We start from the raw sequence: 25,822 nt of genomic DNA, 5'->3' as shown, positions 1-25,822 counted from the left end.
TCCGATCCAGCACAGCGGATTCATTGCTCGGTATCGGGCGTATCTACGGTCGCACTGGCGCTGAGCAGATGCTCGGCGTCGATGCGATCGAAATGATAGCGCTGCGCGCAGAACTCGCAGATCACCTCGATTTCGCCATCGCGCGCCGTCAGCGCCGCCTCCACCTCATCGCGCCCCAACGAGCGCAGCATCGCCGTCACCCGCTCACGGCCGCAGCTGCAACCGAAAGCCAGCGGACGCGGCGCGAACAGGCGTACCGATTCCTCGTGGTAGAGCCGGTACAACAACTGCTCCGGCGCCGTACCCAGTAACTCTTCGGCGCCCAGCGTGGCCGTCAGGTGCACGATGCGGTTCCACGCATCGTCATCCAGCGCAGCGTCGCGACCACCCTCGTCCGGCATCTTCTGCAACATCAGGCCAACGGCGTGTCCGGCGTCGGCGGCCAGCAGGATGCGCGCCGGCAATTGTTCGGACTGCACAAAGTAGTTTTCCAGCGATTCGGCCAGCCCGGCGTGTTGCAGGTCGACCAGCCCCTGATAGCGCTGGCCCCGGTCCACGTTGCCAATGGTGATCGCCATGATCGCGTCAGGCAGCGCGTCCAGCGCCAGCGGCGCGGGCAACGGTTCATTCCAGCGGGCCAACCCGCGCACGCGACCCTGGTCGTTGCACTCGGCAAACAGCAGACGCAGCGCACCCGAGCTCTTCAGCTCGATCGACAGCGCGCCGTCCAGCTTGATGTTGCCGGTCAACAGCGCGCTGGCGGCCAACGCCTCGCCCAGCAGCGCATGCAAAGCGGGCGGATAGTCGGCACGGCCGGCCACGTCGCGCCATGACGGGCCGAGCCGCACCAGCGTGCCGCGCACGCCAGCGCGTTCCAGCAAGAAGCCATGCAACACATCTTCGACAGGCAGGTTTTCCAAAATAGACACTCTCAATCGGCTCAGTCGCTTCAGATGGGGGCGCGACGGCGGCGGGACAACGCCCCTTATACTGCGGCGTCTTCCTGCGCGCACCGCTATGCTTCCTTTGTCTCGCCGCCCTGTGTTGTCCCGACCGTTGCGTTCGCTGGCCGTCCTCGTGCTGGCCTGGCTCGCATTGAGCTGGCTGGTGGTGCTGGTGCTGCGCTTTGTGCCGCCGTGGACATCGGCCGTGATGCTGGAGCGACAGCTTGGCGCCTGGGTTCGCGGCGAGAAGGATTTCCAGCTGCGTCAGCACTGGGTGCCGTGGGCGCAGGTATCGCGCTGGATGCCGTTGGCGGTGGTGGCCGGCGAGGACCAGAAGTTTCCCTACCATCATGGCTTCGACTTCGATTCCATCCATGACGCGATGGATGCGGCCGACGATGGCAAGCGCCTGCGTGGTGCCAGCACGATCAGTCAGCAGGTTGCCAAGAACCTGTTCCTGTGGAATGGCCGCAGCTTCGTGCGCAAAGGACTGGAAGCCTGGTTCACCGTGCTGATCGAGCTGACCTGGCCGAAGCAGCGCATCCTCGAGGTGTACGTGAACATCGCCGAGCTTGGGGATGGCGTCTATGGTGTCGGTGCGGCCAGCGCGGCGTATTTCCACACCTCGCCGGCACAGCTCGGTCCGGCGCAGGCCGCCCGCCTCGCCGCCGTGCTGCCCAGCCCGCGCCGCCTGCATGCGGATCGTCCCAGTACTTATGTGCAACGCCGCGCCAACTGGATCCAGCAGCAGATGAACCAGCTCGGTGGCCCGGGCTATATCGAAGGTCGCGCGCCGCCACGACCCAGGCACTGAACGCACCCCGGCGCCAGCGGCAAGCGTCTGCGTGGACCCGCTACCCGCTTCACAACTTGGCTACACGCCAGCCCGGCAGCGGCGCTAAACTCGTCTCGGACGGCCCGCCCGGGCCCGTGGGAGACCCAAGCATGAGCCAGGTCAAACATCTGCTGGAAAGCAAGGGCAGCAAGGTCTTCAGCATCGCACCCGATGCGCCGGTGCTCGAAGCGATCAAGCACATGGCCGAACACCGCGTCGGCGCGCTGCTGGTGATGCGCGGCGACCAGCTGATCGGTGTGGTGTCGGAACGCGACTACGCGCGCAAGGTGATCCTGCAGGGTCGCTCCTCATCGCAAACCGCCGTGTCCGACATCATGAGCAGCACACCGCTCACCGTCAGCCCGGATACCGACGTGTTCGACTGCATGCGCCTGTGCACCGACAGTCGCATCCGGCATCTACCCGTAGTGGACGGCCAGAGCGTGGTCGGGGTGATCTCGATCGGCGATCTGGTCAAGGCGGTGATCGACGCGCAGGCCGAAGAGATCGAGCATCTGCAGCGCTATATCACCAGTTAGGCCGGGAATCGCTGAAACGCAACCCGCCAGCTTCAAACTGGCGGCGTTTCACCATCGTCGACCCGCGCATGCTCGTCCGGCGCCAGGTCGGGCGACCAACCGGCCCGGCGGGCCACTATCGCCGCCAGGGTGGCGACGCCGGCACCCAGCAAGGCCAGTCCACCGATGCCCCAACCCAGCATGCGCAAACCGCTCACGGCACTGGTCACCACCACGTCGCCAAAGCGCCATACCGCGGTCTCGACGAAGTTCTTGCCCTTGTAGCGCGTCTCGCGCGGCACCCGCGTGTACAGCGCATCCACCGCCGGTTTGGTCATGCCGTAGGCGAAGCCGCGCGTGATCACCTGCATCACCGCCAGCAGCGGCACGCTGTAGCTGAAGAACACAAGGCTGCCACCACCGATCAGCGCGACGCCAGCCAGCAAGATCAGATTCACCAGCGATGGCACGACCAGCCCCCAGCCGGCGCCGCGACGCACCAGTAACCACGGCGTCACACTCAGCTGCAGCACTGCGCCGAGCAGATTGGTCGCCAGATCCAGGTCGTTGTAGAACAACGTGCGCGCGACCGTGCTGGTGAAATGCGCCTTGGCGTAATCGGCCACCAGCGCATAGGCCAACGTGCCGATGCCATCGCCGAACAACATCAACAAGGCCATGTAACGCAGGAACGGACGCGACCACAACTCCCTGATGCCGGCCCACAACGAGCCGCCAATCGCCTCATCGGCACGGCTGCCCGCTTGTCGATCGTGCTGCGTGGAAAGCTGCAGCAACAGCATCATCGAAAAGCTCAACGCCAGCGCCGAGACCACCAACAGCGGCGCCACGCCGATCAGCTGCACCAGAAGCTTGGTCACCAGCGGGCCGAAGATCGCGCCAGCCATGCCACCGAGCGCGATCAGCGAAAACACCCGCCGTGCCTGATCGCTGGAGAAGATGTCCGCCATGAAGCTCCAGAACAGCGACACCACGAACAGGTTGAACACGCTGGCCCAGACGAAAAACACCACACCCAACTCGCGCGCGCCGATGCGATCCTGCGCCATGAACGCAGGCACGAACGCGAGCAGGCACAGAATGAAGAAGCTGTAGCTCCAGCCGAGCAATTGCCGGCGTCGGAAGCGCGCCACCAGCATGCCGAACACCGGCGTCAACAGCAGCATCACCACAAACACCGCGCCGTAGAACAGCGGCAGTGACTGCGAGCCGACCGCACCGCTCAGCTGGCCCATGACTGGCCGGATGATGTAGTACGAAGTCATCACGAAAAAAAACGCCAGCGCGGACAGCGTCGGCGCGGCGGCTTGTTCCACAACGGTTTGGCGGGGCAAACTCACGGGCACATCCAGCGTGGGGCGCGGCAAGCCTAGCATGCGGTCATATCCACCCCGTCGGGAGCGCAAAACCCTTGAGCCATTACGACTACATCATCGTCGGTGCCGGCTCGGCCGGCTGCGTGCTGGCCAACCGGCTCAGCGCCGATTCGGCCAAACGCGTGCTGCTGCTGGAGGCCGGCGCGTCCGACTGGAATCCGCTGATCCACATGCCGGCCGGCATCGCACGGCTGGGCAACAACCGTCGACTCAACTGGAACTACCACACCGAACCGGAGCCCGCACTCAACCAGCGCCGGTTGTGGTGGCCGCGCGGCAAGACGCTGGGCGGTTCCAGCTCGATCAATGCGATGTGCTACATCCGCGGTGTGGCAGCCGATTACGACAGCTGGGCGCAGGTGTGCGGCGATCCACGCTGGTCATGGCAGCAGGTGTTGCCATGGTTCCTGCGCAGCGAGGACAACAGTCGCGGCGCCAGCACCCTGCATGCCGCGGGTGGTCCGCTTGGCGTTTCCGACCTGCGCCATCACAACGTGCTGTCGGCGACCTTGATCGATGCGGCCACGAGCGCCGGCTACACACGCAACGACGATTTCAACGGCACCCAGCAGGCCGGCTTCGGGCTGTATCAGGTCACCCAACGCAACGGCGCGCGTTGCTCCACCGCGACGGCCTTCCTGAAGCCGGTACGCCAGCGCGGGAACCTGCATGTGCGCACGCATGCACTGGTCGAGCGCGTACTGCTCGACCACGCCCACGCGGTGGGCGTGCAGTTGCGCCACGGCCGGCATGTGACGGAACGCATCGAAGCGGGCGAGGTGATTCTTGCCGCCGGCGCGATCAACACACCGCAACTGCTGATGCTGTCCGGCCTCGGCCCGGCCGATCATCTGCGCGAACACGGCATCGCCGTGCTCGCCGACCTGCCCGACGTCGGCAGCAACCTGCAGGATCATCTGGACATCAGCACGCTGGATGGCAGCACGCAGAAAATCACCTACGACCATCTCAACGAACTGGGCACCGGCCTGCGCTGGTTGCGTCATCGCGATGGCCCGGGCAGCTCCAATATCGCCGAAGCCGGCGGCTTCGTGCGCAGCCGTCTGGCCGATGACGAACGCTGCGACCTGCAGTTCCACTTCATACCCGCGCTGCTCGACGATCACGGCCGCCATCGCCTGCCCGGCTACGGTTACACCATGCACGCCTGTTATCTGCACCCGCGCAGCCGGGGCCGTTTGCGTCTGCACTCGGCTGATCCGGCGCAGCCGATCGCGATCCACGCCAATTACCTGGGCGATCCGGAGGGGCACGATCTGCAGCGGATGATCGAGGCGGCGCGGCTGTCGCGCGAAATCTTCGACCAGCCCGCATTCGACGCGTACCGCGGTAAGCCGGTGTTTCCCGAACGCGCACTTCGCACCGATGCCGAGTACGCCGACTTCATCCGGCGCAAGACGGAGACGGTCTATCACCCGGTCGGCAGTTGTCGCATGGGCAAGGACGATCGCTCGGTGGTCGACAGCGAGCTGCGCGTGCGCGGCGTGCAGGGGCTGCGCGTGGTCGATGCCTCGGTGATGCCGAGCCTGCCCAGCGGCAATACCAATGCGCCGACGATCATGATCGCCGAACGGGCCAGCGCGTTGATCCTGGGCGAGGCCTGAGCTTCGCGTGGAACGTGAACCTGTTGTGGGAGCGACTTCAGTCGCGATGCTCTGGTGTTTGAAATGAATCAAAAGCATCGCGACTGAAGTCGCTCCTGCCGAACGGCGCGTTGCTACGCCGGCACCGGGCAGTGCAGGCTGGCGCAGATGACCCGCAACAGTTCGGCCTCTTCCACGCTGACCTGACCATCCGCACGGATCGCGGCGAGCAGACTCTGGATCAGCAATTCCTTGGCCACCGGCATCAACCCATCCAGATCATCCAGCGCGCGCTCGAACGGTGCCTGCCACGCCGCTGGCGGCGGCGACCACTCGATCGCTTCGCCAGGGAAGGCATGCTGCATCGCCAGCAGCCACGCGCGACGGGCGCTCGCTTGGTCGGAACAGCCGCCTGCCGCCACGATGGCGCATACCAGGATCACGCTGTCGCGACAGGTTGGGAGTTTCTTCAGGCCATCGATCGGCGTGCGGCGGGGTTGCCGGGCCTCCTGCAATTGCATGCGCAGCAGCCGGGCCAGGCAATACTCATTGAGGTCGACCTTGCCATCGGCTCGAACGAGGGCATCGAGCGTACCCAGCAAGGTTTGCTGACGCCCCTCCGACAGCTGCTTCAACGCGGGAAACGCGAGTGCCGCAAGCGGCAGGCGGGCGATCGGCGGCAGTGTCGCCAATTCGCCAGCCATCGCCTGCACGGCCTGCTGCACGTCATCGCCAAAGGCGTCAGCGACGATACGCCGCTGCGTCGGCAGCAACTCCGCTTCCTCCGAAGTGGCCAATGCCAGCACCACGGCAAGCGCCGACTCGGGCTGCTGCACGGCAGTCGTCAACGTGTCCGGCATCGCCTGATGCACCGCAGCGGCACGCTGGAAACGTGCCATGCCGCCGGCAACAACGGCACTGCCCAGCACGGCAGGCAGCACAGGAGGCAGTGCCATGCCCGGCACGCCTTGCGGATTGCCCGGCTTGCCGGCAACCGCAGCATCGGATGGAACCGCTGCAGCGCGCTGCAGTGACGCGGCCAATCGGGTCAGCTCCTCCTCGCGAAAGCCGGGCTCCAAAGCACGAATACGCTGCAGCAGCGGTGGATGGGTGGCGAACAGCGCATTGAACTTGCTGGCCTCGCCGAACAGCATGTGCGCCACCTCCTGCTTGTTTGCCACCTGCAGCTCGGAGCCCTCACTGAGGATCGCGATTTTCTTCAGCGCGCCGGCAATGCCGTCGGTCTGGCGGGTGAACTGCACCGCCGAGGCGTCGGCCAGCGATTCGCGCGAGCGTGCCACCGCCGCCTGGATCAGCCGCGCGAAAAAATACCCGATGTAGCCGACCACGATCAGCGCCAGCCCGATCATCCACACCTGACCGCCGCCACCATCGCGCCGGCTGCTGCGGCCGCCGCCGAACCAGATCACCCGGCGTCCGACGATCGCCAGTACCAGGATGCCGAACAGCAGGCCCATCAGGCGGATGTTGAGCCGCATGTCGCCATTCAGCACGTGGCTGAATTCGTGCGCGATCACACCCTGCAACTCGTCGCGGCTCAGGTTGTCGAGACAACCCCTGGTCACGCATACCGCGGCATCCGACGCCGAATAGCCCGCGGCGAATGCGTTGATGCCGGGCTCGTCGGCCATCAGGTAGATATCCGGCACTGGCACGCCCGCCGCGATCGCCACTTCCTCGATCACATTGCGCAGCTGGCGCAGCTGCGGCTCGCGGGTATCCGGCGGCACCGGCACCGCGCCGACACTCTCGGCCACCGTCTTGCCGCCGCCGGACAGGCTCATGATGCGGAACAATGAACTGAGGCCGATCCCGGCCAGCACCACGGCACTGCTGGTTAACAGCAGCGGCAGATTCGATAGCGCCGGCTCGCCATCCACCGGGTGGTGGCCCATGGTGAGCCACACCACCGCATCGATCGCCGCCACGATCGCAATCACCGCCAACACGAACAGCGCGACCAGTCGTCGACTGCTGCCGCGTACGCGCGCCTGTTGCGCAAAAAAATCCATGGAGGCTCCAGCGGCTGAACGCGTGCATCGCGACTACAGCCGCGATGCACGGCGATCAGGTGAAGGAAACCTTCGGCACGTCACGCACGGCCGGATCCTCGATCTTCAGCGGCTCGGCCGCGACGAAGCCGAAGCTGTTGGCCACGAACGAGGCGGGAAAGACTTCACGCTTGTTGTTGTAGGTCAGCACCGAATCGTTATAGGCCTGCCGTGCGAACGCGACCCGGTTCTCGGTCGAGGTCAGCTCTTCGGAGAGCTGCATCATGGTCTGGTTGGCTTTCAGGTCGGGGTAAGCTTCCTGCAGCGCGAACAAATGACCCAGTGTCTGGGTCAGGGCATTTTCGCTGCTGGCCAGCTGCTGCATCGCGGCTGGATCACCGGGGTTGGCCTTGGCACCGGCCAGCCCGCTGACCGCCGCGTTGCGGGCCTGCACCACCGCCTCCAGCGTGCCGCGTTCGTGTGCGAGGTAACCTTTGGCGGTTTCGACCAGATTCGGGATCAGGTCGTGTCGGCGAGTCAGCTGCACGTCGATCTGGGCAAACGCGTTCTTGTAACTGTTACGCGAAGTGACCAGTCCGTTGTAGATCGCCACGAAGTACAAGACAATCAGAACGACAACAACAAGAAAAATGATCAGGCCCATCGGTAGACTCTCCACCCTGAGGCGCATCCCCACGCCGGAACCCCATCAGAATACCATGCAGTTTCGAAAGATATTCCTGTTGATCGGCGGCGCACTCGGGCTGGCCTGCACACTGCCTTGTGCCGCCACGTCGGCCGCGTCATCGCCCACTGTCAGCGTTCGCAGCGCGCCGCAGAACCTGCCACCGGCGCGCATCAAACAGACCGTCGCTGACTACCAGCGCTGGCTCAACCGTCTTGGCGAGCGCCATGCCGTTGCCGGTCTGGTCACGGCAGTGGTGATCGATGGCAAGGTGGTCTTCGAAGGTACCGTTGGCTACGCCGATGCCGCCACCAGACAACCGGTCACAGCGGACACCGTGTTTCGGCTCGCCTCGTTGTCGAAGGCCTTTGCCACCGCCATCACCGGCCTGCTGGTGGACGATGGCAAGCTGAGCTGGGATACCAAGCTGGTCGACGTGCTGCCGTATTTCAAGCTCAAGGACATGCAGGCAGCCTCCCAGGCCACGGTGAGCGACATCCTGGGGCAACGGCTGGGTCTGCCGCGCAATACCTACGACAACATGCTCGAAGGCGACATTCCCTACGAGGAGCTGGTGCGCAAGCTGGACGAGGTCAATCTGGTCTGTGGCGTCGGTCAGTGCTACGGCTACCAGAACGTCGCCTTCGGCATGATCGGCGACGTGGTGCTCGCGCGTACCGGCGACTTCTTCTACCGCCAGGTCGACAAGCGGATCTTCTATCCGCTGGGGATGACCACCGCCAGCTACGGTCGTGCGGCACTGGAATCTAGCAAGAGCTGGGCACGTCCGCACCGCGCATCCAGTCGCGGCTGGATACCGTTCGACCCGAGTGAAACCTATTACCGGGTGGCGCCGGCGGCGGGCGTCAACGCCAGCCTGCGCGACATGGAGAAATGGCTGATCGCGCAGATGGGCGATCGCCAGGATGTACTGCCCACCTCATTGCTGGATGTGCTGCACGCCCCCGGCGTTTCCACGCCCAGCGAGTTGCATGCCACGCCATGGCGCCGTGCGCGACTGACCGAAGCGCACTATGCGATGGGTTGGCGGGTGTACGAGTACGGCGGCGAAACGCTGATCTATCACGCTGGCGCCGTGGCCGGCTATCGCACCATGATCGGATTTTTTCCGAAGTACCAGGCCGGCGTGGTCACGTTGTGGAACTCCACCGGCCCCACACCCAGCGGCCTGATGCCGATGGTGTTCGACGATCTGTTGGGCCTGCCGCATGTGGATTGGGCCGAGATCGAAGGCAATGCCAGGACCTCGGCACCTGCGGCAGCGCCAAGGCGCATGAAGCCACGCAAGCATCGTGCGACACGTCGCCACTGAGTCGGGGCGATCGGCGGACAACCTTCAAAACGAAAGACGGCGCATGTGAAACATGCGCCGTCCGGTTTGAGCTGTCACGTCGGCGGCTCAGCACTCAGAGCTTGAACTCGATCCGCTGCTGCTTGGTGCTGGAAACGGCCACGCCATCCTTCATCGCCGGCGTGAACCGGTAGCGCTCCACCGCATCCATCGCAGCGCGATCGAAGATACGACGAGGCTGCGCGTCAACCACCTTGACGTCGCTGGTCCCTCCATCGGCGTCGACCGTGAACGACACCACCACCCAACCCTCCTGCCGCGCGCGCATCGCCGCTGTGGGGTAACGCGCACCTACCGCCTTCAGCAGCACGGCGCCGGCGGCCTGACCAGCGGCATTGCCGCTGTCTGCGCCGGCAGTCGCGGTGCTGTCACCTGCTCCGGACGGAGCTTTCGCAGCCTGCTGCCCGGTCGACTGCGCTGTACGGGCCTGCTGCGTCTTTGCCTGCTCGGCTGCCAGCTGGGCTTTTTGCTGTTCGGCGGCAAGCTTGTCCGCCGCCACCTTGTCGGCCGCAGCCTTTTGCGCCGCCAGCTGCTGTGCTTTCTCCTGATCGGCCGCAAGCTGCTGCTGCTTGTCTAGCGTCTTGCGTTGCGCATCCAGTTTGGAGCGCAGGATGGTCAACGTGAAGTTGGTCGGATCGGCCTTGGCGAGTAGATCGATCTGGCGCTGCGCTTCATTGAAGTCACGCGAGTTGATCGCCTGCTCCGCCGAGGTGGCGGCGAACGGGAAGGTTTCACGCAACGCGTCGGACGCCACCTTGTTGCCGGGGTCCTTCTCCAGCACCCGCAGATAGAACAGGAATGCGTTGTTGCCCGTTGGCGCAAGGTAGCGCTGCTCGTTCATGGCCGTGCGTGCTTCGGCCAGCAGCTGATTGACGTCCATCCCCGCCACATCGGCCGGCGGTGGCGCCGACCGCGTGGCTGTGGATACCGGCGTGGACGGATGGCCGCCCGCGTCAGCCATGACCAGATCCTGGTGTGGCTTGATGATGAGGAACCAAGCAGCCACGGCCAGCAGGGCGATGACGGCGATGACGGCGATGACTACGGGCTTGACGGCCCCACGCGCATGCCGGCGTGTAACTGGTATGTATCGGGTATCCATGGTCTCTCACTGAGTGTCGACAGATACCCGCGCTTTTTCCCCCTGTCGATCCAGGAGCGGTGAATCCCCCGGATTCACCGCGGCGCGGATGTGCGAAAGGTAACTCCAATATGGAGGCACGGCAAATGGTGCGTGATTTCACAACACGCCAAGGAAATATGTTCCAGGGGCGACAGTCCACGGGCAGGATCGTATTAACGAACAGGAGTCCGGAATCGTCCGGGGCTGCGCGAATCATGGCCTGCACTCTGCAGCGCAAGGCAGCGTGGCGACGCCGGCCAGACTTTCCGGCCCCACAAACGAAGCGTCCCGGCCAGGCCGGGACGAAGGCTTCTCGAAGTGCTCTCCCCGCGCTGGGCACCGCGGGGAGAGAAATATCGATAACTTGTCTTATTTGATGGTGTCGCTTATTGCGTGTGGCTTACTTCTTGGCTTTGGCGGTCTTGGTGGCCTTGACCACCTTGGCCGGTGCAGCTTTCTTGGCGGCAGCCTTCTTTGGCGCAGCCTTCTTCGCGACTTTCTTTACAGCGGTCTTCTTGGCAGCTGCCGGTTTCTTGGCAGCAGCTTTCTTGGCGGCCGGCTTCTTGGCGGCAACCTTCCTCACGGCAGCTTTCTTGGCGGCCGGCTTCTTGGCGGCAACCTTCTTCACGGTGGATTTCTTGGCGGCCGATTTCTTGGCGGCCGGTTTCTTTGCGGCGGATTTCTTGGCAGTGGCCATGGTTCGTCTCAGCTCCTCATCAGTTGGCAGTGGTTGCCCAGTAAAAGCGTGCAGGAACGCTTCGACCAACAAGTCGCTGTTGGTAGCGTGCCGAAGATTGTTCACTTGACGGTGGGTGCGCAAATCAGAAAGCCGCCGCAAAACGTGCAGCGGAATCGAGACAGTGATCTTGCGTACTGCATTGGCCTTTTCACCGTGCTCGACATAAGGCTTGATGAATTTTGCTGTTGCCATAAAGCGCATTCCCCGTGATCTGTTGCGAAAGCTATCCCTGAAGATTTCGGCTGTCAATTGATTTTAATCATGAAATCAAACCACTTCGCTCGCCCCGATCGGACCGCAACCCCTGTGCGACAAGGCCTGCCGGGTAAATGCGGCATTATGAATTGGACGTCCATACGTCCAAACAATATTAGCTTGAAAATATGCCAATGTCTTGAAACCGTTGCTGCACAACGTTTTCGGGACAACGACCTCGATACCGACAGCATGGCAAGTCATGCGACTAGCGTTTCGTTGAGGGCCATGATCGGGGTGGCCGCGACGCTCCCGCCAGATGAACGGAACACGACTGAAATGATTTTCATCGACGGGCCGGAGTACCCGGAAAATTCCGGCCATCGTTCCTCTCGGACAGTTCGACGGTCCGCGAGTCGAATCGCGAAGTCCCTTCCACTCATCGTCGAGGTCTGCGCGCACGAGCAAGTTTTCCTGACCGACTGCATCGACGATGCGTACGAATGCGGCCACCATTTCAACACGACCTGATCGACAGACATCGCGCTGATAGTTCCGCGCGGGCGACGCGAGTCGACGTGGCCCACCCAGAAGACACACGATGCGGATCTTCCATCGAACCCGCTGCACCTCATGCCGATATGCGCGATCCACATGTTGCGAACGGCTACCCCGAAAACGTTGCCGGCCGCACTAGGCGGCCGGCAATTTCGTGCTCGATGACGGGAGACTCAGTGGTCTTCGTTCTCGACCAGTGCTTCGTAGTCATTCGCGTCGAGCAACTCGTCGAGCTCGGCACGATCGCTCGGACGCACCAGGAAGATCCAGCCGTCGCCGAAGGCGTCTTCGTTGATGATCTCGGGCTTGTCGTTGAGCAGCTCGTTGACTTCGACGACTTCGCCGGAAACCGGCGCATAGATGTCCGAGGCGGCCTTCACCGACTCCACCACGGCCGCGCCGGTGCCTGCCTTCACGGCAGAACCGACTTCCGGCAGCTCCACGTAAACCAGGTCGCCGAGCTGGCCCTGCGCATGGTCGGAGATGCCGACACGGACCAGGCCATCGTCTTCGACGCGGGCCCACTCGTGGGACTTGAGGAATTTCAGATCGCCAGGAATCTCGCTCATGATCGGGGTCCAGTCGTTAGGTGTAAGTCAGGGTACAGGCGGTGATTCTAGCCACATCCGCCGCGGGGGAAAAATGGGCGGGGAATCAGATCCCCTCGCACGGCTTGCCGTCGCGCACGAATGGGTACTTCACCAGGCGTACCGGCACTTCGCGGCCGCGGATGTCGACGCGCACCTCGCCAGGCTCGCCGGCCGGGATACGCGCGAATGCCACTGCCTTGTTCAGCGTCGGCGCAAAACTTCCCGACAGGATCTCGCCCTCGCCGTTCGCGGTCAGCACTTTCTGGCCGTGACGCAGCACGCCCTTGTCGTCCAGCACCAGGCCGACCATCACGCGCGGTACGCCGGCAGCCTTCTGCTGTTCCAGCGCAATGCGGCCGATGAAGGCGCGACCTTCATCCAGCGCGATGGTCCAGCCCAGGTTCGCTTCCCAGGGCAGCACGCTTTCGTCCATGTCCTGACCGTAGAGGTTCATGCCCGCCTCCAGCCGCAATGTGTCGCGTGCGCCAAGCCCTGCCGGCGTCACACCTGCAGCGACCAGTGCTTCCCACAGCACAACCGCGTGCTCTCCCGGCACGATGATCTCGAAGCCGTCCTCGCCGGTGTAGCCGGTGCGCGCCACGAACAGCGGCATGCCGTGCGGACCCTGCGCGGCAGCGGCGGCAAACTTGCCGAGCTTCTCGATGCGCGGACGATCCACCTCATGCAGCAGACCAAGCACCTTGGTGCGGGCATTCGGACCCTGCACCGCGATCATCGCGAACTCGGGACGCTCCTTCACCTGCACGTCGAACGCCTTCGCCTGGCTTTCGATCCAGGCCAGGTCCTTCGCGCGGGTACCGGCATTGACGACCAGCCGGAAGAATTCCTCGCCGAGGTAATACACGATCAGGTCGTCGATCACGCCGCCCTGCTCGTTCAGCATGCACGAGTACAGCGCCTTGCCGTGCACTTTCAGCTTGTCGATGCTGTTGGCCAGCAGGTGACGCAGGAATTCACGGCTGCGCGCACCGTGCAGGTCGATCACCGTCATGTGGGAGACGTCGAACATGCCGGCGTCGCGACGCACCGCATGATGCTCCTCGATCTGCGAACCGTAGTTGATCGGCATGTCCCAGCCGCCGAAATCGACCATGCGCGCGCCGAGTGAGCGATGGGTGGCGTTGAGTACGGTCTTGTCGGTCATCGCGGCAGTGCCTTGCGGGGAAAGTCCTGCATTATCGCCGCCGGGCCGGGGCAATCCAAGCCGCGCGGGAGCGATGCCCCATCAGGCCTCGGCGCCGGCGTCACCGAGGCCGGCAAGCACTCGCCCGGTGACCTGCTCGGCCAGTTGTTCGGCCCGTTGCCCGCTGGCCAGCAAATGGATGTCCGGTGCTTCGGGCCTTTCGTAAGGCGCATCGATGCCGGTGAAGTTGCGGATCGTGCCTGCACGCGCCCTGCGGTAGAGCCCCTTGGGATCGCGTCTTTCGCATTCCTCCAGCGGCGCGTCGACGAATACTTCCAGGAACTCCGCCTGCGCGAACAGCTCACGCGCCGAACGCCGCTCGCTGCGATACGGCGAAATCGCGCTGACCAGCACGATCAGCCCCGCATCCACCATCAGATGCGCCACCTCGGCGATGCGGCGGATGTTCTCGACACGATCTTCCGGCGTGAAGCCGAGATCCTTGTTGATGCCATGGCGCACGTTGTCGCCATCGAGCAGATAGGTGTGATAGCCGAGCGCATGCAGCCGACGCTCGACCAGGTTCGCCACGGTGGACTTGCCGGCGCCGGACAGGCCGGTGAACCACAGGCACAGTGGATGCTGTCCCTTGCTGGCGGCGCGCACGGCCTTGTCGATGTCGACATGTTGCCAGTGCACATTGGTCGATCGGCCCAACGCGAAATCCAGCATGCCGCACGCCACGGTGGCGTTGCTCTGGCGGTCGATCAGGATGAAACCGCCCAGCGTGCGGTTGCTGGCGTAGGCCTCGAATGCGATGGCGTCGTCCAGCCCCAGCGTGCAGTAACCCACTTCGTTGAGCGCGAGGTGGCGTGCGGCAAGCCGGGCCTGGCTGTTGACGTCGACCTTGTACTTGATCGACATCACCCGCGCATTGACGGTGCGCGTGCCGATCTTCAGCCAGTAGGTGCGATTGGGCAGCAACGCCGCATCACCCATCCACAACAGGTGGCAAGTGAACTGGTCAGCCACCGGCGTCGGACGCAACGCGTCCGCGATCACGTCACCGCGGCTCACGTCGATCTCGCGATCCAGGCACAATGTCACCGCCTGGCCGTCCACCGCGCCCGGCAGGTCGCCGTCGGCGGTGACGATGCGCTCGATGCGTGCGCGTTGCCCGCCGGGCTGCACCACCACGTCATCGCCGCAGCTCACGCGACCGCCGCAGATCGTGCCGGCATAGCCGCGGAACGAATGATCCGGGCGATTCACCCACTGCACGGGCATGCGGAAATCGGTGGCGCGAAATGGCACGACATCGACCGACTCCAGCAATGCGAGCAGGCTGTCGCCCTCGTACCAGGGCATCCGCGCCGAACGCGCGCCCACGTTGTCGCCGGTCAGTGCCGCCACCGGCAGGCAATGCACGTCCACGATGCCGAGGCTCTGCGCCAGTTCGCGATATTCCCCGGCGATCGTGTCATAGGCGGACTGGTCGTAGTCGACCAGATCCATCTTGTTGACGGCCAGCACGACCTGGCGGATACCCAGCAGGCTGCATATATAAGTGTGGCGACGCGTCTGCGACAGCACACCCTTGCGCGCGTCGACCAACACCACCGCCAACTCGGCGTTGGAGGCGCCGGTGGCCATGTTGCGCGTGTACTGCTCGTGGCCCGGGCAATCGGCCACGATGAAGCTGCGCCGTGCGGTATGAAAATAGCGGTACGCCACGTCGATGGTGATGCCCTGCTGGCGCTCCGCATCCAGGCCGTCGGTGAGCAGCGAGAAATCGAGCACGTCGCCCGCGTCGGCATGCTGCCGGCGACTGTCGCGAGCCAGTGCCGCCAGTTGATCGTCCGGCAGCATGCCGGCGTCATACAGCAGGCGTCCGAGCAGGCTGCTCTTGCCGTCATCCACGCTGCCGCAGGTGATGAAGCGCAGCAAGCCCTTTGCGGGTGAAACATCAACTGTCTGGTTCGACGCCGCCATCAGAAATAGCCTTCCTGTTTCTTGCGCTCCATCGACGCGGTGGGATCCTGATCGATCACCCGGCCCTGCCGTTCGGAACTGCGCGAGCTGGCCATTTCGTCGATGATTTTTGCCAACGTATCGGCCGTGGATTCCACGGCGCCGGTCAGCGGGTAGCAGCCGAGGGTGCGAAAGCGCACCTCGCGCATCTGCACCGCCTCGCCTTCGCGCAGCACGAAACGGTCGTCGTCGACCATGATCAGCGCACCGTCGCGTTCGACCACCGGACGGGGCCTGGCGAAATACAGCGGCACCACCGGAATGCCTTCGCGCTGGATGTACAGCCACACATCCATCTCGGTCCAGTTGGACAGCGGAAACACCCGCACGCTCTCACCCTTGCGAATGTGGGTGTTGTAGGTGTGCCAGAACTCCGGGCGCTGGTTGCGCGGATCCCAGCGGTGCTGGGCGTTGCGGAACGAGAAGATGCGCTCCTTCGCGCGCGACTTCTCCTCGTCGCGGCGCGCCCCGCCGATGGCCGCATCGAAACCGTACTTGTCCAGCGCCTGCTTGAGCGCCACGGTTTTCATGACGTCGGTGTGCACGGTGGCGCCGTGCGTGAATGGCGAAATGCCCTCACGCACGCCGTCTTCGTTGATGTGCACCAGCACTTCCACGTCCCCGGCCGCCGCCACCTGATCACGGAACGCAATCATCTCGCGGAACTTCCATGTGGTATCGACATGCAGCAACGGGATCGGCGGCCGCGCCGGAAAAAAGGCCTTGCGCAGCAGGTGCAGCAGCACCGAGGAATCCTTGCCGATGGAATACAGCATCACCGGACGCTGGAAGCCCGCCAAAACCTCGCGAAAGATGTGGATGCTTTCGGCCTCGAGATCATCGAGGTGGGAGTGCGATTCCGAGGATGCTGTCGTCATGCCAGAAGAGATTCAGGAAGTTTTTGTCGCGACGGTGTACCGCCGATGTCAGCTGGCACGGTACTTGACCCGACATCTTACGCGATCGTCAGGCCACCACCGGATAGGTCGGCTCGACATCCAGCGTCGCCGCACACACCGCTGCCAGCTCCAGCAGGCGCAGATCCGAGCCGCGCGCCCCGACCAGTTGCAAGCCGACCGGCATGCCATTGGGCAACGTACCCATCGGCAGGCTGACCGCCGGGCATCCGGCCAGGCTGGCAAAGCTGGTGAGGTCGGCCTGCGAATCGGGCACCGGGCCATCCAGCGGAAACGCACCCTGCGGCGTGGTCGGTAACACCAGCACGTCGACCTGGGCGAACAGCCGGCGCATCTTCAGCGTGGCCGCGTCGAGCACCCGATCGGCCACCGCATAGTCTGCCGCGCTCTTGCCGGCGGCAAAGCCCAGCATGTTGCGGAAGCGGTCGGACACGGGATGTTCCGCATTGGCCAGATCCGCCGCGAAGGTGCCCAGCATCTCCGCTTCCATCAACAGCAGGCCGGCGCGGCGGGTGCGGCTGAAGTCCCAGTCGGCAAAATCGACGGTGCGGCGATCGCCCAGCGCATGCGGCAATTTCGCCATCGCCGCCTCGAACACCTCGATCACGTCCGGCTGCACACCGACCGCCGCCAGATCCGGCAACAGGCCTGCGCGCAGGTTGCCCGGCTCCCAGTCCGGCAACGCAAACGCCACCCGCCGTCGACGCGAACGCGCATCGTCGGCATCGTAGCCAGCCAGCACCTGCAGCAACACGGTGAGGTCATCCGCGCTACGCGCCAGCAGGCCCACCGCATCGAGCCGACGCGCTGCCGGCACCAGGCCACGGGCGGAAATCTCGCCGTGCGTCGGCTTGAGCGCGTACACACCGCAGTAGCTGGCCGGGATGCGGATCGAGCCGAGGCTGTCCGAGCCGACGGCCGCCACCGCCAGGCCCGCCGCCACTGCCGCCGCGGCGCCACCGGAGGATCCGCCGGCGCTGTAACCGTGACGATGCGGGTTGTGGGTGGCACCGAAGTGCGGATTGTCGGTAACCGCGCCCAGCGCGCCTTCGTCCATGTTGGTCTTGCCGACCAGCACCGCACCCGATGCGCGCAGGCGAGCCACCACATGCGCATCGCCCTCCACCGGCGTCTCACGTCCGGGCAAACCCACCCGGGTCGGCCAGCCGGCCATGTCGAAGTTGTCCTTCAATGCCAGCGGGATGCCGTCCAGCCGACCGATCACGCCGTCGCGGCGACGACGATCGGCCATGTTCGCCTGCTCCTGCAGCAGGCCGTAACGCACATCGACATAGGCATTGAGTTCGGGATTGAGTCGTTCGATCGCCGTCTGATAGGCGTCGGCCAGCGCCTGCGGCTGCACGCGGCCCACCGCCAGCCAGTGCAGCAACTGGCACAGCGAGGCACGGCGCAGGTCAAGATCGGCGATCGGCGGCATCGAATTCATGAACACTCCTTCAGATTTGTTCCGATTATCGCCGCGTCTGGTGAAACGATTGCAAGCGGTAGCGCAGCACGCGTTGCCGCGCAGCACGCGAAACCGGACAATGACGGCCTGATCCATACCTCCACGCACGGCACCGCGTGCAGCAACTTACACATGATGGAGTCCGCCATGAGCGAACGCGAAACCATGGAATACGACGTTGTCGTGGTCGGCGCCGGTCCGGCCGGCCTGTCGTTCGCGATCCGCCTCAAGCAGTTGAAGCCCGAAGTGAATGTGTGCGTGATCGAGAAAGCCTCGGCCATCGGCGCGCAGATCCTGTCCGGCGCGGTGATCGAACCGCAGCCGCTGGATGCCCTGCTTCCCGGCTGGCGCGACAACCCGCCACCGATCTGCGTGCCGGCCGGCGACGACGAGTTCTGGTTGCTCAGCAAGACCGGCGGCCGCAAGCTGCCGGTGCCGCCGGGCATGCAGAACCATGGCAACTTCATTGTCTCGCTGGGCGCGATGTGCGCGTGGCTGGCGCCGCAGGCCGAAGCGCTGGGCGTGGACGTGTTCCCCGGCTTTGCCGCCGCCGACAACATCTACAACGATGACGGCTCGGTCGCCGGCGTGCGCATCGGCGACATGGGTGTGGCCCGCGACGGCACGCACAAGCCGGGTTATACCGAAGGCATCGACATCAAGGCCAAGGTCACCGTGCTGGCCGAAGGCGCGCGCGGCAGCCTGACCAAGCAGCTGATCAAGCGCTTCAAACTGGATCAGCACAGCGACCCGCAAGGCTACTCGATCGGCATCAAGGAGTTGTGGCAGGTGCCGGCCGGTCGCGTCACGCCGGGCAAGATCGTGCACAGCATCGGCTGGCCCGCCGACAACCACACCTACGGCGGCAGCTTCCTGTATCACCTGGACAAGGACCGCATCGCGCTCGGCTACATCAGCGGACTCGACTACAGCGACCCCGAGTACAAACCGTGGGAAGCGTTCCAGCAGTGGAAGAACCATCCGATGGTGAAACCGTTGCTGGAGGAAGGCACGATCCTCTCCGCCGGTGCGCGCGCCATCGTCACCGGCGGCTACCAGTCGCTGCCGACATGCGACATGCCCGGCGCGTTGCTGATCGGCGATACCGCCGGCCTGCTCAACGTGCCCAAGATCAAGGGCACGCACCAGGCGATCCGCAGCGGCATGCTGGCCGCCGAACATCTCGCCGCGAGCGGCCTGGACGCTGCCGGCTTCGACGCGAAGCTGCGCGGCTCCGAGGCGATGGCCGAACTGAAGAAGGTGCGCAACATCAAGCCCGGGTTCAAGAAAGGGCTGTGGTACGGCCTGTTGAACGCGGCATGGGAAACCGCCACTTTCGGCCTGTCGCCGTGGACGCTGAAGAACAAGGCCGACTGGTCCTCGCTGCACAAGCTCGGCGCGCAGGAGGAACCGAAGCGCGACTACGTGCAGCGCACGCTGGCCCCGCGCGATCGCCTCGCCGGCGTCTACTTCGCCGCCACCGAGCACGACGAGGATCAGCCGATCCACCTGCACGTGGCCGACACGAATATCTGCATCGACCAGTGCACCACCGAATACGACAACCCCTGCACCCGCTTCTGCCCCGCCAACGTCTACGAGATCGTCGACGACGCGGCCGGCAAGCGCCTGCAGATCAACGCCGCCAACTGCGTGCACTGCAAGACCTGCGACATCAAGGATCCGTACGAGATCATCACGTGGGTCACGCCGGAGGGTGGTTCCGGGCCGAACTACCAGAGTCTCTAGGCCGATCGAGGGCAATCCACTGATCGGCCAACTGTCATGGCGACTGAAACGCCTCGGTTATCTCCTGCAACGTGTCCGTGGCAGCTTTGCGCTGCGCGGCTGGCACGGCACGCTGGCGCGAATGCGGCAGCAATTCCAGACCCGGCCTGAGCTCGACGAAGACCTGTCGTTACTATCGCTGGACGAGCCATTTGCGCCGTTCGCCGTGCCGGTCACTGCCGACCCGCAGGTCTCGATCGTCATCCCGATCCACGGCAAGCTCGCCTATACCCTCGCCTGCCTGCGCTCGCTGGTGCGGCATGGGGCGCAGACCTCGTTCGAGGTGATCGTGGTCGACGACGCCTCAGCAGACGACAGCGCCAGCGTGCTGGCACAAGTTGATGGCATCCGCCTGTTGCGCAACCAGAGCAACCTCGGCTTCATCGACAGTTGCAACGCGGGTGCGGCAGCGGCGCACGGCGAGTTTCTGCTGTTCCTCAACAACGACACCCAGGTGACCACCGGCTGGCTGGATGCCTTGCTGCGCTGCTTTGCCGAGCGCGCCGATTGCGGCATTGCCGGCAGTCGTCTGGTCTACCCGGACGGCCGCCTGCAGGAAGCCGGGGGCTTGGTGTTTGCCGACGGCAGCTGCTGGACCACCGGGCGCTTCGAGTCGCGTGATGCGGCCGCGTTCCGTTATCGGCGCGCGACCGACTATGTCTCCGGCGCCGCCCTCATGATCCGCCGCGAAGTTTTCCGGCAAGTTGGCGGGTTCGATGCGCGCTACGCACCTGCGTACTACGAAGACACCGACCTGGCCTTTGCGGTGCGCCAGCTCGGCTTGCGCGTCTATTACGAACCGGCCAGCACCGTCATCCACTGCGAAGGGATCAGCGCGGGCACCGATCTTGGCAGCGGCATGAAGCGCTACCAGCTGATCAATCAGGCCACGTTCGTCGACAAATGGAGCGTCGAACTCACCCGGCAGCCGCCCGCGGGCACATCGTTGGAGCGCGCCATGCGATGGCATTCGCGCGGCCGGGTGCTGGTGGTGGATGCGATGACACCGGAGCCAGCGCGTGATTCGGGTTCGCTGCGACTGTGCGCAATCCTGCGTCTGCTTGACGAGCAAGGCTGGAGCACGTGTTTCCTGCCTGACGACGGCCGCGCCAGCAGCGAAGAGATCGCGGCACTCGGCGCACTGGGCTGCGAAGTGCTCGCGCGACCGCAGACGCCGGCATTGCCACACTGGCTTAAACAGCATGGCCGCGAACTGCACGCGGTAATTCTGTGCCGGCACACCGTGGCTGGCCAGTACGCCAGCCTGGTGCGCCAACACGCACCTCAGGCGAAGCTGCTGTTCGATACCGTCGACCTGCACTTTCTGCGCGAACAGCGCGCCGCCGAACTGAGCGGCAGCGCCACGCTGGCCCGCCAGGCCGAGACTTCCCGGCGCGGCGAGCTGGCACTGATCGAACAATCCGACGTCACCTTCGTGGTGAGTTCGCATGAACAGGCGTTGCTGGCGCAGATGCTGCCGAAGGCACGCGTGGAACTGCTGTCCAACATCCACGACGTGCACGGGTGTCGACATCCTCATCGGGAGCGCAGGGATTTGGTTTTCATCGGTGGTTGCGGCCACCCGCCGAACACCGATGCGATTCGCTGGATGGGCACCGAGATCCTGCCGCGGCTGCGCGAAGCGCTGCCCGGCATCCGCGTGCATGTGCTGGGCGACGTGTCCGATCCGATGCGCTGCGAACTCGCTTCGGCAGGCCTGGAGTTTCATGGCCGCGTGCCCGATCTGGCCCCATGGCTCGACAGCTGCCTTGCCTCGCTGGCACCGCTGCGTTTCGGCGCCGGCGTGAAGGGCAAGATCAACATGGCGATGAGCTACGGTGTACCTGTAGTCGCCACGTCAATAGCAGTGGAAGGCATGCAACTGAATGACGGCGTCGATGTGCTGGTGGCAGACGATGCCGCCGCTTTCGTTGTCGCCGTGGTGCGCCTGCATGACGACATCACGCTCTGGGAAGCCCTCTCGGCCAACGGCATGACTAACGTGCGCGAGCATTTCTCGATGGATGCGGCGGCGGCGGCCCTGCAGCGTACTCTCGGTTGAGTGCCAATGACTTTCCTGGATAGCCAAACGATTTTTCGCCGATGACAGTCATGAGAAAGATCGTTGCCATGGTCGGCCTGATACGCACCGCCGTTGCCCGACATGGCGGTGGCTGGGCTGGGGCATGCTCATTGGCTGGCCGAAGCTTGCGGGTCATTCGAGCACTCGGCTGGAGAGGCTTCACGCAGCGAATCCGTGCGTCGCAACAAGCTGAGCCCCACGCGGCCGCTCCTCCCGATGTCATATCGTTTCCGGCGGCCAGCCAGCTGAGCCAGCTCGAACTCAGCATCGGCATCATGATTCATGTCTTCTATGCGGATTTGCTCGACGAGCTCGTGAATGACGTCGCACATGTACCCGTGCCGTTCGTCCTGATGGTTTCGGTCATCGATGAACAGACCAGGATCGCGGCGCTGTCGCGTTTCGGAAAGATTCCGAACGTCCGGACCTTGCATGTCCACGTCGTACCCAACCGTGGTCGTGACATTGCACCGTTCCTGCTGACCTTCCGCGAAGAAATCCTCGCGCTCGATCTCGTCTGCCATATTCATACGAAGAAGTCGCTCTACTCCGGCAGCGAACAGGGGAAGTGGCGGCGTTACCTGATCGACACCCTGCTCGGCAGCGACGACCGAGTGAGCTGGATCCTAGGCATGTTCCAGGCCATGCCGCGTCTAGGCATGGTCTATCCGGAAAGTTTCGGCTCGATGCCGTTGTGGGCACACACGTGGCTATCCAATGTCGAACCCGCGCGCGAAGTGGGTTCACGGCTAGGCGTAGACATCGATCCCACGGCATACCTGGACTACCCGGCCGGATCCATGTTCTGGGCTCGCACCGAAGCATTGCGCCCGCTGTTCGAACTGAAACTGTCGCTGGACGCTTTTCCGGTAGAAAGTGGACAGACCGACGGCACCATGCAACACGTAGTGGAGCGGCTGCTTGGTTTGATTGTTCGGCGCCATGGCATGGTGCTCGGCATCATGCCGTCGAACGGAACGACGATGCTGAGAAGTGAGGGCGAGCGGAACTGGAGGAGCTACTTCACCTCCCCGCTGGCGGACAAGCTCAGTTTCGCCGCGGTTGATGCCAGGATCATCTCGTTCGACCTGTTCGAAACCATGGTGACGCGCCCATTCCTGCACCCGTCAGGTGCGCGCGGATACCTCGGTCACCTCGTGGAGAAGAGGTTCGGACTGAAGGATTTCCACACCATCAGATCTCGTGCGGAAACGATGGCGCGCACGAAACACGGCCGCGACGTCGACTGCAGCATCATTTACGACACGATGGCTCATATGGCCGAACTGCGTGGAATGCCCGTTGCCGAGATCCGTGAGCTAGAGCTGGACACTGAAAAGCGCCTGCTGAAGGAAAGGGCAACCCTGGTCGATGCCGCCCACATGGTGGGCCTCTCCGGCAAGCGCGTCGTTGCGGTTTCCGACATGTATTTGAATGTCGAGGATCTGCGCCGGGTGCTTCCTCCTTCGGTTTCGAAGATCCTTCAGGATATCCATGTCTCATGCGAAACCGGATGGCGCAAGGATACTGCCGAGACATGGCGACACCTCCCGCAGATGGAGGACGTACCCGCACGGGAGTGGTTGCACGTTGGAGACAACGAGCATTCCGACGTTCAACTGCCCCTTGCCATGGGCTTCATACACCCCGTGCATGCACTGCGCTCCAGTTCACTTCTGGATGTGGTTCCTGCGTTGCGCAGCCTGCGCCCGCAACCCAGGCATTCTGACCATTGGCAGGATCAATTGTGGCTGGGGCTGATCGCCAATCGTCTCAACGATCTGGCCGACCGCCAGCCCGCTGCGTTTGGCCAGCATCTGGTCATCGAGGAGCCGGAAACATTCGGCTACACCGTCATGGGCCCGCTTGTCCTCGACTACATCACCTGGCTCGCTCGAATTGCGCTGGACAGCGGCACACCGAGGATTCTCTTCCTCAGCCGCGAGGGTTACCTGTTGCAACGCGCGTTCCAGCGACTGCAGGTGACGAGCCCTCAGCTCTGCTCCATCCAGGCGTCCTACCTGCTGGTTTCCCGGCGCGCCGTGAATACCCCGACGCTGCGCTCGATCGAGGATCTGGCAGATGTCTTTGCCGCCCCCTATACAGGCTCTCTGGAGAACTTGCTCGGCGCGCGGCTTGGCGCACGGATTGCCGCCCTTGCGGCGCGGGAGCTCGGCAGGGCTCTCATCGGCACCGAGATATATCTGCCGCAAATGGGTGCAAGGATCATCGATTGGCTGCGGCCAATTGCCGCCGCCATCCTCGATATCGCCACGGAAGAACGCGATCTCTACATGGAATACTGGAATAGCCAGGCTGGCGAAGGAAGCGTCATCCTTGCCGACATCGGTTACGCCGGAACCATCCAGAGCCAGCTCGTGAAGCTGACAAACCGTGAACTCGGCGGCGCTTATTTCGCTGCGAAGCGGGGCATGGATCAGGTGCATCACAAACATGGCTGGGGCCGTGCCCGCTTCTTTGATGAACGCAGCGAAGATACCTTCGGGTCGCCGGTGATGGAATATCACCTCATGCTCGAGGCTATCCTTACCTCTCCGGCCGGCCAGTTCTCCCACTTCGAACGTGGCCCCCACGGTCTCCACCCAGTGCATTTCCCCAATGCGGTGAACGCTTACCAGTGGAGCGTGATCGAGCACATCCAGGCTGGTGCGCAACAGTTCATCGACGATGTCTGCGCCGTGACGGGACCGGATACGGTCGACCTCGCGTTCGACAGCGCCCATGTGCAAGAACCGCTGCGTTGCGTGGGGACTGGCCTGTGGCAATTAGGTAGTTGGGCCAATGCGCTTGGTCTTGAAGACGACTACACCGGCCGAGGCGAGATACCTACCGCCAGCGGCCAACCCCGATAGCCGAAAGGCGTATCCACGCGGCTAAAAGGAGCCATGCAGCGAGGAGGGAGGGCCCACGTTACAATGACGGCCTATATTGCCCATCGTACAGACTGCAAGGATCCATCGATGAAAATTCTGGTCGGCTACAAACGCGTCGTGGATTACAACGTGCGCATTCAGGTGAAGTCCGACGGCACCGGCGTGGTCACCGATGGCGTCAAGCTGTCCGCCAACCCATTCGACGACATCGCACTGGAGGAGGCGCTGCGCCTGCGCGAGAAAGGTGTGGCCGAGGAAGTGATCGTGGTCGGCATCGGCCCGGCCGATCTCACCGCGCACCTGCGTAATGGCTTGGCCATGGGCGCCAACCGCGCCATCCATGTAGTCACCACCGACGCAGTGCAGCCGCTGACCGCCGCTCGCGTGTTCCTCAAGCTGGTCGAGAAGGAGCAGCCGGGCCTGGTGATCCTGGGCAAGCAGGCCATCGACGACGACGCCAACCAGACCGGCCAGATGCTGGCCGCGCTGTGGGATCGCCCGCAAGCCACCTTCGCCAGCAAGGTCGAGATCGCCGACGGCAAGGCCACGGTGACCCGCGAAGTCGATGCTGGCCTGGAAGTGATCGAAGCAGAACTGCCTGCCGTGATCACCACCGACCTGCGCCTGAACGAGCCGCGCTTCATCAAGCTGCCCGACATCATGAAGGCCAAGTCCAAGCCGATCGACACAATCGAGTTCGGCTCGCTCGGCGTCGAAGCGCACGATCATCTGAAAACCACGCATTACGCGGCACCGGCCAAGCGCAGCAAGGGCGTGATGGTGAAAGACGCGGCCGAACTGGTCGCGGCGCTGAAGCAGAAAGGCCTGCTGTAACCACTCTATTTCATACTCCCTGTTTCTCGTGGGAGCGGCTTCAGCCGCGATAACACACTCGAGTCAAACGAGATACCTGTCGGGACTGAAG

At 63.9% G+C, this 25,822-nt stretch carries 20 protein-coding genes; 9 read left to right on the top strand and 11 right to left on the bottom strand.

Features of this window, described 5'->3' with window-relative positions:
• Positions 1 to 20: 20 nt before the first annotated feature.
• On the bottom strand, positions 21 to 920 hold the full coding sequence (locus tag EAH75_RS09735; RefSeq protein WP_140649579.1) for an Hsp33 family molecular chaperone HslO: 900 nt from the start codon (positions 918 to 920) through the stop codon (positions 21 to 23).
• Between the two features lie 97 nt (positions 921 to 1,017).
• Between EAH75_RS09735 and mtgA the strand changes: the two genes are divergently transcribed.
• Both mtgA and EAH75_RS09725 read left to right on the top strand, forming a co-directional pair.
• Complete coding sequence (gene mtgA, locus EAH75_RS09730) at positions 1,018 to 1,758, top strand: monofunctional biosynthetic peptidoglycan transglycosylase (RefSeq protein ID WP_140648431.1); 741 nt, start codon at positions 1,018 to 1,020, stop codon at positions 1,756 to 1,758.
• Between the two features lie 131 nt (positions 1,759 to 1,889).
• Positions 1,890 to 2,318 carry a CBS domain-containing protein gene (locus tag EAH75_RS09725; protein ID WP_140648430.1) on the top strand — a complete coding sequence of 143 codons (429 nt, stop codon included), beginning with the start codon at positions 1,890 to 1,892 and terminating at the stop codon, positions 2,316 to 2,318.
• Between the two features lie 32 nt (positions 2,319 to 2,350).
• Here the strand turns inward: EAH75_RS09725 and EAH75_RS09720 are convergent, their stop codons facing one another.
• Positions 2,351 to 3,658 (bottom strand): NTP/NDP exchange transporter, encoded by a 1,308-nt coding sequence (locus tag EAH75_RS09720; RefSeq protein WP_240046104.1) that lies wholly within the window; start codon positions 3,656 to 3,658, stop codon positions 2,351 to 2,353.
• Positions 3,659 to 3,729: 71 nt separating this feature from the next.
• On the opposite strand from EAH75_RS09720, the gene EAH75_RS09715 reads away from it, so the two are divergent.
• Complete coding sequence (locus tag EAH75_RS09715) at positions 3,730 to 5,319, top strand: GMC family oxidoreductase (protein ID WP_140648428.1); 1,590 nt, start codon at positions 3,730 to 3,732, stop codon at positions 5,317 to 5,319.
• Positions 5,320 to 5,432: 113 nt separating this feature from the next.
• Here the strand turns inward: EAH75_RS09715 and EAH75_RS09710 are convergent, their stop codons facing one another.
• Both EAH75_RS09710 and EAH75_RS09705 read right to left on the bottom strand, forming a co-directional pair.
• Positions 5,433 to 7,331 (bottom strand): M48 family metallopeptidase, encoded by a 1,899-nt coding sequence (locus EAH75_RS09710; protein WP_140648427.1) that lies wholly within the window; start codon positions 7,329 to 7,331, stop codon positions 5,433 to 5,435.
• A 55-nt stretch (positions 7,332 to 7,386) separates the two neighbouring features.
• Positions 7,387 to 7,974, bottom strand: coding sequence for a LemA family protein (locus tag EAH75_RS09705; protein WP_140648426.1), 588 nt, complete (start codon positions 7,972 to 7,974; stop codon positions 7,387 to 7,389).
• Positions 7,975 to 8,029: 55 nt separating this feature from the next.
• Here EAH75_RS09705 and EAH75_RS09700 point away from each other — a divergent pair, with 55 nt between their 5' ends.
• Positions 8,030 to 9,328, top strand: coding sequence for a serine hydrolase domain-containing protein (locus EAH75_RS09700; RefSeq protein WP_140648425.1), 1,299 nt, complete (start codon positions 8,030 to 8,032; stop codon positions 9,326 to 9,328).
• 94 nt (positions 9,329 to 9,422) lie between these two features.
• Here EAH75_RS09700 and EAH75_RS09695 read toward each other — a convergent pair whose 3' ends face one another.
• Together EAH75_RS09695 and metJ are read right to left on the bottom strand one after the other, a co-directional pair.
• The gene (locus EAH75_RS09695) at positions 9,423 to 10,469 is read right to left on the bottom strand and encodes an energy transducer TonB (protein ID WP_140648424.1); all 1,047 of its coding nucleotides are present in this window, start codon (positions 10,467 to 10,469) and stop codon (positions 9,423 to 9,425) included.
• Between the two features lie 421 nt (positions 10,470 to 10,890).
• Positions 10,891 to 11,421 carry a met regulon transcriptional regulator MetJ gene (gene metJ, locus EAH75_RS20050; RefSeq protein WP_140648423.1) on the bottom strand — a complete coding sequence of 177 codons (531 nt, stop codon included), beginning with the start codon at positions 11,419 to 11,421 and terminating at the stop codon, positions 10,891 to 10,893.
• A 69-nt stretch (positions 11,422 to 11,490) separates the two neighbouring features.
• On the opposite strand from metJ, the gene EAH75_RS09685 reads away from it, so the two are divergent.
• On the top strand, positions 11,491 to 11,955 hold the full coding sequence (locus EAH75_RS09685; RefSeq protein WP_140805309.1) for a hypothetical protein: 465 nt from the start codon (positions 11,491 to 11,493) through the stop codon (positions 11,953 to 11,955).
• Between the two features lie 200 nt (positions 11,956 to 12,155).
• On the opposite strand, the gene gcvH is transcribed toward EAH75_RS09685, so the two are convergent.
• The 5 genes from gcvH to EAH75_RS09660 all read right to left on the bottom strand — a co-directional run bounded on the left by gcvH (position 12,156) and on the right by EAH75_RS09660 (position 18,111).
• Positions 12,156 to 12,551, bottom strand: a complete 396-nt coding sequence (gene gcvH, locus EAH75_RS09680; protein ID WP_140648421.1) for a glycine cleavage system protein GcvH — start codon at positions 12,549 to 12,551, stop codon at positions 12,156 to 12,158.
• A gap of 85 nt (positions 12,552 to 12,636) precedes the next feature.
• Positions 12,637 to 13,737 (bottom strand): glycine cleavage system aminomethyltransferase GcvT, encoded by a 1,101-nt coding sequence (gene gcvT, locus EAH75_RS09675; protein ID WP_140648420.1) that lies wholly within the window; start codon positions 13,735 to 13,737, stop codon positions 12,637 to 12,639.
• Between the two features lie 81 nt (positions 13,738 to 13,818).
• Entirely contained in the window at positions 13,819 to 15,708 is a 1,890-nt protein-coding gene (gene cysN, locus EAH75_RS09670) for a sulfate adenylyltransferase subunit CysN (protein WP_140648419.1), read from the bottom strand.
• Complete coding sequence (gene cysD / locus EAH75_RS09665) at positions 15,708 to 16,625, bottom strand: sulfate adenylyltransferase subunit CysD (protein ID WP_140648418.1); 918 nt, start codon at positions 16,623 to 16,625, stop codon at positions 15,708 to 15,710. Before cysD ends, cysN begins: the two co-directional genes overlap by 1 nt.
• Positions 16,626 to 16,713: 88 nt before the next feature.
• Complete coding sequence (locus tag EAH75_RS09660; RefSeq protein WP_140805307.1) at positions 16,714 to 18,111, bottom strand: amidase; 1,398 nt, start codon at positions 18,109 to 18,111, stop codon at positions 16,714 to 16,716.
• A 168-nt stretch (positions 18,112 to 18,279) separates the two neighbouring features.
• On the opposite strand from EAH75_RS09660, the gene EAH75_RS09655 reads away from it, so the two are divergent.
• From EAH75_RS09655 to EAH75_RS09640, 4 genes are all read left to right on the top strand, one after another.
• A complete protein-coding gene (locus EAH75_RS09655; RefSeq protein WP_140805305.1) occupies positions 18,280 to 19,881 on the top strand; it encodes an electron transfer flavoprotein-ubiquinone oxidoreductase in 1,602 nt (533 codons plus the stop codon).
• A 121-nt stretch (positions 19,882 to 20,002) separates the two neighbouring features.
• Positions 20,003 to 21,982: a glycosyltransferase gene (locus EAH75_RS09650; RefSeq protein ID WP_140805303.1), complete on the top strand. Its 1,980-nt coding sequence runs from the start codon at positions 20,003 to 20,005 to the stop codon at positions 21,980 to 21,982.
• Between the two features lie 50 nt (positions 21,983 to 22,032).
• Positions 22,033 to 24,876, top strand: a complete 2,844-nt coding sequence (locus EAH75_RS09645; RefSeq protein ID WP_140805301.1) for a rhamnan synthesis F family protein — start codon at positions 22,033 to 22,035, stop codon at positions 24,874 to 24,876.
• A 108-nt stretch (positions 24,877 to 24,984) separates the two neighbouring features.
• Positions 24,985 to 25,731: an electron transfer flavoprotein subunit beta/FixA family protein gene (locus EAH75_RS09640; protein ID WP_140805299.1), complete on the top strand. Its 747-nt coding sequence runs from the start codon at positions 24,985 to 24,987 to the stop codon at positions 25,729 to 25,731.
• The last annotated feature ends 91 nt before the right edge of the window (positions 25,732 to 25,822 follow it).

The sequence above is a fragment of the Rhodanobacter glycinis genome (genome assembly GCF_006438785.1).
GTDB classification, from domain to species: Bacteria; Pseudomonadota; Gammaproteobacteria; order Xanthomonadales; family Rhodanobacteraceae; genus Rhodanobacter; species Rhodanobacter glycinis_A.
Note: the sequence above shows the minus strand (reverse complement) of the source record. Positions and strands in the feature narration are given on the sequence as shown.